This is a genomic window from Endozoicomonas sp. ALB115, from assembly GCF_049310245.1.
Taxonomy (GTDB): domain Bacteria; phylum Pseudomonadota; class Gammaproteobacteria; order Pseudomonadales; family Endozoicomonadaceae; genus Endozoicomonas.
The window spans coordinates 136,396-145,290 of record NZ_JBLYZG010000008.1 but is presented as its reverse complement, the minus strand read 5'-3'; the positions used below and the strand labels follow the sequence as shown (position 1 = coordinate 145,290).

The following is an 8,895-nucleotide window of genomic DNA, read 5'->3' as shown; positions in this document are numbered from 1 at the left end:
CTGTTGCCGCTGGCGCCACTCCCGGCGCTGGCGCTGCTGGAGCTGCTGCAGGCTGGGGCGCTGGCTGGGCGTGAGTGGGAAAGGTGGCCTGGCCGATCGCCTCCCACTTCTTGATCTCGTTGGACGGGTCCCGCCCAGCTTCCTGTCTGATCTTCAGGGTGATCCGGCAGGGGATATTGACCAGCTCTTCAGTGGTACCGGCTTCAGGACGACCAATGGCGTGGGCAATGGCGCTGATCTCTTCCCGGGCGATTTTCTGCGCTGTTTCATTGAGGTTGATGATGTTGTGGTTGCTCCACACTTTGCGACCAGAGTACTGGCCATCCATCACCGTCCAGGTGAGTTTCAGGAACTGGCCGTTACCGGCCTTGGTGGTTTTCATCTCCGCATCGGTGATCATGGCCACATAGTCACCGTTGGGCAGTGGTTCAAACCCCTGGGCCGGGCTGTAGTCGTTGGCTTTAAATCCTAAACCTGCCATGGTCAGGCTCCTTGCTGGTTGCTGTTATTGGCGGATGTGTTCAGTGCCTGGCTGAATGCGTCCCAACTCATGGGCAGTTCAGCAGGCAGTGAGTAACGGTTTTTGGCCACAAAGGCCGGGCGGGCTTCGGTGTACAACACCCGTTGTCCGGTGGCGATGCCCTTGGCCTTGGTTTTGCCAAAACCGGATTCTTCTTTTTTGATCACCGTCTTGTAGTTGGCGAACAGGACACAATCCATGCTCTCCTGGACCAGTTCCGAGGCCCGCTTGTGCAGCTTGATCTGGTAGCGGTCGTAGCTGTCCACTTCCGGTGATTCAAAGCGCTTGATCTCGGCATGGGCGATCAGGATGATGGTCATGCCTTTCTCATTGCGCAGGGCATTCAGCCACTGCATCAGGTTGCGCCAGTGGGACAGGGCCTCCACATACCCCTTGCCGTAGCCAAAGTCCTCGATGGAGTTTTTGTCATGCTCCGCGCACGTCTGGGCCCAGATCAATGGCTCCAGGTGGTCAAGGCTGTCCAGCACCACCGTCTTGTAGTCGTGCTCTTCGTGGTAGAGGGCAGACAGTGCCTCGATCAGCTGGCTGTACTGGGTCAGCATGGGAAAGGCGTCCACTGCCAGGGTGCCCAGACCGTCCTCGGTGCAGAGGAAGATCGGTCTATCGGCACCGGCCGCCAGGGTGGTCTTGCCCACACCGGCATCGCTGTAAATCAGCAGGCGGGGCGCGGTAAAACCGGCCGCCCGGCTGATGGAGTTGAGAGAGAAAGCCATCAGTTGCCCGCCTCCAGTCGTTCAATTTTTACCGATGCCTTGCGGGGCTTGCTGGTCACCGCCTGTGCCACAATGGCGTACTGCTGCGGGTTCAGGTCCTTCAGGGCCTTGAACTGGCGGGTATCCAGTTCCGGCTTCAGGCGCACCACGTTCTGCACCACCTCGTTGGGCAGCTGGCCGTTGATCTCGGCCCACTTCTTGCCGTTCAGGGTGCGGGTCATGCCGCCGGTGGTGGTGACCTTGTAGTAGTCACTTTTCACCGTGGCGCTGCCTTCCTCCTTAACCCCCACATGGGTGAGGATCTGCTCCTCAATGGCAACACGGGCATTGCGGGCCTCGGCCTCCTGGCGCTTGGCCTCTTCCAGCTCATAAGCCAGCCGGTCCAACAGGCCTGGCTCATTCAGTGGGCTGTGTGCCGTGGTGGTCTGGTTCTCGTTCATGGTCTACGCTCCTGGCGTTATTGTTGTTGTGTCGTTTTTATGGCGTTACGGGGTCTGCTGTTAATGGAACTGGCTGGTGTCTTCCTCGTTGGTCATCGGTGTGTTCGGGCAGTCGATGGCGTGATGACTGGCGATCATCGCCTCCAGTGCTTCCGGATCCTCACAGCTTTCTGTCCAGTTACAGTGTGGGCAGCTGTAAGAGCTGGCCGGTTCTGGCAGTGGCTGTTGGTTGACCGTGCGTTTGCCATGGTCGTCCGGTTTGCTGATCACGCCGGAGGCTTCCATGGTGTCGATCATCCAGGCAGCGCGGTTGTACCCCACTTTCAACTGTCGCTGCAGGTTGGAGATGGAGGGGTTGGTCATGGCCAGTACCAGGTCAACCGCTTCCTGGTAGAGCGGATCGTCCTCACTCTCAAAGGCAAGGGTGGGCTGGTCGAGATCGGCCTCAGGCAGTTCCCCGCCCATATAGGCAGCGGTATCCGGAATCACGATCAGTACCGTTTCCCCTTCGGCGTCGGCCAGGTCATGACGGCCCGGGGTATTGCCCGGCATTTTCAGCACGGCTTTTACGCCATCCTTAAAGGTCACGGTGTCCACTGCTGCGGTCAGGGTGACCCGGTCACCGGACGCCATCAGTCGCACAGCCTGGGCGACAGCAGAAGTACACCGTTGTTTGATCCGGAACAGCACCTCTTCCTGTTGCAGTTGCGGCAGCTTCTGCCAGACATCGGGCATGGCTTTCAGCTCATCCAGTACCAGTGACATCAGATCACCCAGCAGGGTGCTGGCAGAGAGGATCATCACCTCATCGTCTTTCAGCTGGCCGAGCGAATCCGCCAGACCGTTTTCGTCTGTTTTTTCCATGGTCGTTTACCTGGTTAGGGTTGGTGGGTTACAACTGTCTGGTTGCGGATCTACCGATCCGGGTCCAGTACGTCCAGAAGTCGTTCGATCGCGGTGAAGCATTCACCTTCTGCATGTTGCTGGTAGTTCTTCAGGGCGACGTTCATTACTGCCAGCTCTTTGGGGGAGAGGGTTTCAAAGGTGCTGGCCAGTTGTTCCAGTTCAGTGACGATGACATCGCTTTCGTCTTCGGCGTCCTCAGGAATTTCGATCAGGATGTTGCCGATGAGTAGATTTACAGGAAGACGATTTTCGTCGTAAAGGGAATTTCTTTCAGTATCATTTTCTGTTTGAGTATCAATACAATGCCAAAGGGATTCGGAGAATTGATGAATCTCGCTCAGGATGTTTTTCTTGGTCTCGCAGCTTCGACGGATCAATTCACTTTGTTGCAATTCCAGTGTTGAAATTTGCTTGCGCAACTCTACTAACTGATTGTGGTTTTCCAACTCCTGCTCCGCCAATAATTTAATATTTGAAATAGCCTGCTGCCTTTCTTTGTCCATGGTTCTCTTCTCGATCCGAACTATAGTGCTGTTGTTGGAATAAATAGTGAATCCAATATGGATTCATGTCAATACCTAATAGGTACAAATTTTTTTATTCATGGAATCCTGCTTGGTTTTGATTAGCCGTAGACGATCTGAAAAGGGTGACGGAAAAGGATTTAACTGTTTTTATATAGGCGTCAAAACAGTTCAGAAAAACCAGCAGTTAAGTGTAGAGATGGCAGGTAGGAAGCGATGATTGGGCAGAACATAAAGATGTTGAGAGAAGGGAAGAGCTGGAGTCAGGAGCAGCTATCAAAGGAATTGCATTCCTTAACGGGGCGTAGAATTACACAGCAAAGTATCGCCCAAATAGAAAATGGTCAGACAAATAATCCCCGCTATTTGGAGGATTTCGCCAAAGTCTTTGGGGTTACTGAAAGTCATATCCGCTTTGGAGAAGCTGACGCCACTGACTTGCAGGTCGATGAAAGGAGCGAATTTTCCAGGCGTCTGAATGAAGCCCTGGACAACATCGGTTTTCCTGCAAAAGGTAAAGGGAGACAAATGGAGCTTGGGAAGCTATTTGGTATATCCCAGCATGCCGCCCGGAAGTGGCTGGAGGGAGAAGCGATACCCCATACCAAGAGACTTCCGGACATTGCAGACAAACTGAAAGTCAATGCCGAGTGGCTATTAAGTGGTCGTGATGGTGGAGATGAACTTTCCAATAAGGAAATGGCCCAGGAGCTTCTGAAAGAGTTGAAGATCATCAGTCAGCGTCAATCAGCTATTGAGAAAACTATGAGCCGCTTATACCACCAGGTGTCAGCTATTCAGATCGGTCAGGTGGAAGTTGAACAAAAGCTTGATGAACTGCTTGGCAGTGTCGTCAAACATAAGTGAGTTTTTAATCAAAGCTCATGGTTGTACCAATAACTACACCGCAAATATCACCATCCCTTGGAAACTTCTGCGTAACATACTGAGGATTCAAGGGTTTAAGGTAGAGGGTACTTCCGTCTTTTACCAGCTGCTTGAAGGTTACCTCATCACTATCAGGCATTCGTACAATCACGTAATGGCCGGGCATGGCCTCCCTGGCGGGATCAACAATAATCCTGCAACCAGGTAAAAAAGACATTTGTCCACTATGCGGCGACACCATTGAGTCGCCTTTTACTGCCAGGGCGTAAGCACTGGTACTAAGTCGACCAAAATAGGCTACATGTTCGGTGGTGTCATCAACGGGAGGGAATGGCCCGCCAGAATCACAAAAAGCTCCTGCCTGGACCCAGGAAAGTACAGGGACGTGTCGAGCCGTTTCAATATCGTATCCTGCCAGCACCAGGTCAGCAGATGTCGACAGGGTCTTAATGTCATGCACCGACTCATGAAAAGAATCCAGCCAGCCAATCGGCTTACCGCATACCTCTTCAATTTCTCTGGCAACTTTTGAGCCGATGCCCCTGGTGGGATTCTTTCCCATAAAGCGACTGACATTACTGTGAGTGCGACCAATTGCATCTGCAAAAGCGCTCAAGCTCTTGAAAGTTGCCGCAAGCAAGCGAGCGTTGTGACGTCTTATTTGTTGTATATCCATGCGGAATATTAAAACGGTTTGTACCTTTATGGTATATATCCAAAAAGGATTTTTTTGTTTGTAAAAATAAAACCAAATAGGTACAGTTACAGCATGAAACTAATAACTTATTACAAACAGCTCAATGCTGAACAAAAAAGGGCTCTGGCTAAGAATGTCGGTACATCCCTGGCTTACCTGCGCCATTTAGCGCACGGGCGAAAAATGGCTAGCCACAAGCTAGTCAAAAAAATCGTAACAGCCACTGATGGAAAAGTTACACGACAAGAACTTCGTCCAGATATCTACGGCTAAATAAGGCAGGAGGTGTTTATGAATAGTGGGTTAATGGCTATTTTTTCCCCGCAAAGGACATCCCTCACTACACCCTCTCTAACACCGGATACCCAGTAGACATAAAGAAAAACCCCGCACTGCGCCAACAGGATACGGGGTTTTCAAGGAAGAGAGTTGATCATGACATATTTATTTTTCAGGGGGAAGCATGGCCATACTTTTCGGGGCATCGCCTGACTTTGCCCGGCAGTTCGCCCATGCAATGAACGACGCCGGCCTTCGTGGTCCCGAGCTTCCTGTTGCCGATGGTAAAATCCAGCGTTTCCATGTGGAGGGCGACAAACCCGGCAAGAAGAACGGCTGGTATGTGCTCTATGGTGGACGTTATCCCGCAGGCTCCTTCGGCAGTTGGAAGACAGGTGACAAACACGTCTGGTCATTGCACGACCATCGTGAACTGTCGGCGGAAGAGTTCCAGGAGCAGGAGCGGATCATGGCCATGGTCCGGGCTGAGCGGGAGCGGGAACAGCAAAAAGTCTGGGCCGATGTGGCCAGGGCATCCCAGGACGAGTGGGAGCAGGCCCGGGCCGCCGATCCGGAGCATCCTTATCTGGTCAGCAAAGGGGTGGGTGTCCACGGTATTCGCCAACGGGAACAGACTCTGCTGATTCCGGTGCACGATGAGCAGGACGCGATCTGTTCCTTGCAGTACATTTGGCAGGATGAACAGGGACAGTTCCAGAAGCGTTACAAAACCGGTGGCAAGAAAGCCGGTGGCCTGCATCTGATCGGTGAGGTTACCGACACTCTGTACCAGGCGGAAGGGTATTCCACCGCAGCTACTATTCATGAAGTTACCGGCTGTGGTGCCGTGGTCTCCTTTGATTCCGGTAATCTGGAAGCGGTTGCCCGCAGGCTCCAGCCGGTTGCACGACAGCGGATCATTGCTGCCGATAATGACAGTGCGACGCCCAATAATCCCGGGCTGACTGCGGCCATCGGTGCGGCACAGGCAACCGGTGCGACCGTGGTGTTCCCTCAGTTCCCCCCGGGCAGCGCCGGTACCGATTTCAATGACCTGAAACAGGTTGCCCCGGAATTGATGCTGGAGCAGTTAAAAGCCCCCTCCCGTTTAATGTCTTCCAGTTTCAGCCTGGTCTCTGTGGGCGAGATGGTCAGTGAGCCCCGTCCCATCAGTTGGCTGATCAAAGGGTTTCTGGAGACCGATTCACTGGCGCTGATGTTTGGTGAACCCGGTTGCGGCAAGTCCTTTGTGGCCATCGATATGGCCTGCTGCATTGCCACCGGCAACCCGTGGCACGGTGCGGAGATTAAACGACCGGGACCGGTTATCTATCTGGCCGGTGAAGGTTTGAACGGGCTCTCCCGACGGTTCAAGGCCTGGGAGATAACCAACGGCCAGAGTCTTGCCGGTGCTCCCCTGTTTGTCAGCAAGTGTGCCGCCAGCCTGTACGATGCCGCCAGTGCGGCACAGGTCTGTCAGGCGGTGGAGATCATGGTGGAGCAGAATGGCGGGCAACCCCCTTCCACGGTGGTTGTCGATACCCTGGCCCGGAACTTTGGTGGGGCGGATGAAAACAGCACCCAGGATATGAACCAGTTTGTCCGGCACCTGGATGACTTCTTTCGGCGCAAGTATGGCTGTTGTGTGTTGATCGTCCATCACACCGGGGTAGGGAGTCAGGATCGGGCCCGGGGGAACTCGGCATTAAAGGCGGCACTGGATGCAGAATATGCCGTTCGCAAGACCGACGACACCGTCAAGATTACTTCCAAGAAGATGAAAGATGCTGACGAACCGGATCCCCGTGAATTCAACCTGAAGGTGGTGGAACTCCCCTGGCAGGATGAGGACGGGGAGGTTCAGACCAGTTGTGTGCTGGAGGATCTGGAGGCCCCTGCTGTGCAGAATCTTGTTCGGCAAGCCAAGACCATGGGTAAGACCAAAAAGGCCGCGATTGCCCTTCTGGGGGATCTCTATGAGACTCACAGGCAGCGTTTACAGGAAGGTGGTCGTATGGATTGTGAGGCGCGGGTCAGTTTTGTGGATTGGCGTGATGCCTGCCTTGAAAGTAACCCGCCGGTGTATACCCACCGGAACAATTTCAACCGGGATAAAAAGTTTTTCGAAGACTCAAAAATCATTCGAATTGACGGCCCTTATGTGTACCTGGTGGAGGGGTGCTGAGATGGATTTTCTGACCAGAATCGACTGCGAAAAATCATGGTTAAGTTGCCCTCTGTTTTCTGGAATTGATCAAAAATTGGGCAAAAGCGACATCAAAGTGACATCAAACTGGCCGGTTTCATTTGATGTCGCTCAAAAAATGTACAGCAAACCGACATCAAACGACATCAAAAGCGACATCAAACCGACATCAAACGACATCAAACGGTCTAGCGTGGCGACATCAATCAGTCCCCCCCCCTTTAGGGGGGGACCTGATGTCGTTCGCGACCCGGATTTTGCCACCGGGTTTCAGGGAATTATTTCCGGAATATTTTCAGCAGTGTTTTCCGGAGGTCTGGCATGAGAATTTCGTTACCCCTGCCACCGACGGTAAACCATGTTTGGAAGCACCGGGTTATTCGCAAGGGCCACAAGCATATCCCGTCGGTGTACATGTCCGAGGCGGGCAAAGAATACCGTCGTCGTGTTCAGGTGGCCTGCACCGAACAGGGGGTTCACAACCGCAAGCTGGCAGGTTCCCTGCGGGTGATTGTCCGCCTGCACTTTCCCACCAATCACCGCTCCGATATCGACAACCGCATGAAGGCGTTGCTCGATGGCCTCACCCACGCCGGTGTCTGGATCGACGACAGCCAGATTGATCAACTGGTGGTGATGCGCGGGCAGAAGCTGCCCCCGGAAGGCATTGCCCTGGTGGAAGTTATGCCCATGACCTCAGGAGACCCACGCCATGCAGAGCGATAATCACAAGGATTACCTCGACAAGATCTGGCTCAATACCGATGAGCTGTTTGAATACCTGGATCAGCAGTTCAGCAAAGGCACCTTGCGGAACTGGCGAACCCAGAAGAAAGGGCCCAGGCACTCCCGCATTGAGGGCAAGGTGCTCTATGCCCGGGGCGATGTGGACCAGTGGTTGAATACCCAGGTGAGAGGCGCGGGCCAATGAGTGTTGAGATGGATCTGTTTCTGGATATCGAGGGCCTGACCCGGCAGCTGGATCAGTTCCGAAGACGGCAGGTGCCCTTTGCTACGGCGCTGGCCATGACCCGGCTGGGTGGGATAGCCAAGGGGGAAGTGGAAGAGGAGATGCAGCGGGTCTTTGACCGTCCAACCCGTTACACCATGAACTCCCTGTTTCTCCGACCAGCCCGGAAGCGGGATGTCAATCCCAAAGCGGTGGTCTGGTTCCGGGACTGGTCACCCAAGGGAACGGCGGCCACCAAGTACCTGGCACCGGAAGTCCATGGTGGTGAACGGAATACCAAGCGTTCGGAATCCCTGCTTCGTCGTCGTGGCCTGCTGGGATCGGAGGAGTTCCTGGTACCATCACGCACCGCCAAGCTGGATCGCTATGGCAACATCAGCCGTGGACAGGTAGTGAAGATGCTCTCCAATGTCCGCGCCCAGTTTGATACCAGTCAGAACACCACCAATTCCCGCAAAACCCAGTACTTTGTCGGTCGTCCCGGAGGCAAGGCCAAGGGTGTCTGGATGCGGCGGGGAAGGAAGGTACAACCCTTCATGATGATTACCCGGCAACCCAAATACCGTCGTCGTCTGGACTTCCATGGCGTGTCAGAACGGTCAATCCGTCGCCATTACAACAAAGAGTTCGGAAAGGCGCTCGCTTATGCCATCGCGACGGCAAACCGTGGCTAGGGCAGGGGGGGAGCCCATTGGGTCCTTCCCGGGGCATTTTTGGCGCGGGTAGTTCGA

At 54.0% G+C, this 8,895-nt stretch carries 13 protein-coding genes; 7 read left to right on the top strand and 6 right to left on the bottom strand.

The genetic code is table 11. The annotated features are described in order from the left end of the window. The 5 genes from ACO6VE_RS06075 to ACO6VE_RS06055 form a co-directional block, all read right to left on the bottom strand. On the bottom strand, window positions 1-481 hold a 481-nt coding region (locus tag ACO6VE_RS06075), incomplete at its 3' end, for a DUF669 domain-containing protein (protein WP_422460294.1). Window positions 482-483: 2 nt separating this feature from the next. After that, a complete protein-coding gene (locus ACO6VE_RS06070; RefSeq protein ID WP_422460292.1) occupies window positions 484-1,254 on the bottom strand; it encodes an ATP-binding protein in 771 nt (256 codons plus the stop codon). Next, complete coding sequence (locus ACO6VE_RS06065; RefSeq protein WP_422460290.1) at window positions 1,254-1,694, bottom strand: DUF7173 family protein; 441 nt, start codon at window positions 1,692-1,694, stop codon at window positions 1,254-1,256. The genes ACO6VE_RS06070 and ACO6VE_RS06065 overlap by 1 nt, the downstream gene beginning before the upstream one ends. Window positions 1,695-1,754: 60 nt before the next feature. Further along, window positions 1,755-2,558 carry a DNA translocase FtsK gene (locus ACO6VE_RS06060; RefSeq protein WP_422460288.1) on the bottom strand — a complete coding sequence of 268 codons (804 nt, stop codon included), beginning with the start codon at window positions 2,556-2,558 and terminating at the stop codon, window positions 1,755-1,757. Between the two features lie 50 nt (window positions 2,559-2,608). Next, a complete protein-coding gene (locus ACO6VE_RS06055) occupies window positions 2,609-3,103 on the bottom strand; it encodes a hypothetical protein (protein WP_422460286.1) in 495 nt (164 codons plus the stop codon). A 237-nt stretch (window positions 3,104-3,340) separates the two neighbouring features. On the opposite strand from ACO6VE_RS06055, the gene ACO6VE_RS06050 reads away from it, so the two are divergent. Then, complete coding sequence (locus tag ACO6VE_RS06050; protein WP_422460284.1) at window positions 3,341-3,991, top strand: helix-turn-helix domain-containing protein; 651 nt, start codon at window positions 3,341-3,343, stop codon at window positions 3,989-3,991. Between the two features lie 4 nt (window positions 3,992-3,995). On the opposite strand, the gene ACO6VE_RS06045 is transcribed toward ACO6VE_RS06050, so the two are convergent. Continuing rightward, on the bottom strand, window positions 3,996-4,574 hold the full coding sequence (locus ACO6VE_RS06045; RefSeq protein WP_422460282.1) for a LexA family protein: 579 nt from the start codon (window positions 4,572-4,574) through the stop codon (window positions 3,996-3,998). A 207-nt stretch (window positions 4,575-4,781) separates the two neighbouring features. Between ACO6VE_RS06045 and ACO6VE_RS06040 the strand changes: the two genes are divergently transcribed. The 6 genes from ACO6VE_RS06040 to ACO6VE_RS06015 all read left to right on the top strand — a co-directional run bounded on the left by ACO6VE_RS06040 (window position 4,782) and on the right by ACO6VE_RS06015 (window position 8,838). Beyond that, window positions 4,782-4,982 (top strand): transcriptional regulator, encoded by a 201-nt coding sequence (locus tag ACO6VE_RS06040; RefSeq protein ID WP_422460280.1) that lies wholly within the window; start codon window positions 4,782-4,784, stop codon window positions 4,980-4,982. Window positions 4,983-5,172: 190 nt separating this feature from the next. Further along, a complete protein-coding gene (locus ACO6VE_RS06035) occupies window positions 5,173-7,173 on the top strand; it encodes an AAA family ATPase (RefSeq protein WP_422460278.1) in 2,001 nt (666 codons plus the stop codon). A 1-nt stretch (window position 7,174) separates the two neighbouring features. After that, a complete protein-coding gene (locus tag ACO6VE_RS06030; protein ID WP_422460276.1) occupies window positions 7,175-7,519 on the top strand; it encodes a hypothetical protein in 345 nt (114 codons plus the stop codon). Beyond that, window positions 7,516-7,920, top strand: coding sequence for a RusA family crossover junction endodeoxyribonuclease (locus tag ACO6VE_RS06025; protein ID WP_422460274.1), 405 nt, complete (start codon window positions 7,516-7,518; stop codon window positions 7,918-7,920). Before ACO6VE_RS06030 ends, ACO6VE_RS06025 begins: the two co-directional genes overlap by 4 nt. Next, entirely contained in the window at window positions 7,907-8,125 is a 219-nt protein-coding gene (locus ACO6VE_RS06020) for a helix-turn-helix domain-containing protein (RefSeq protein WP_422460272.1), read from the top strand. Before ACO6VE_RS06025 ends, ACO6VE_RS06020 begins: the two co-directional genes overlap by 14 nt. Next, a complete protein-coding gene (locus ACO6VE_RS06015) occupies window positions 8,122-8,838 on the top strand; it encodes a hypothetical protein (protein ID WP_422460270.1) in 717 nt (238 codons plus the stop codon). Before ACO6VE_RS06020 ends, ACO6VE_RS06015 begins: the two co-directional genes overlap by 4 nt. Window positions 8,839-8,895 lie beyond the last annotated feature (57 nt).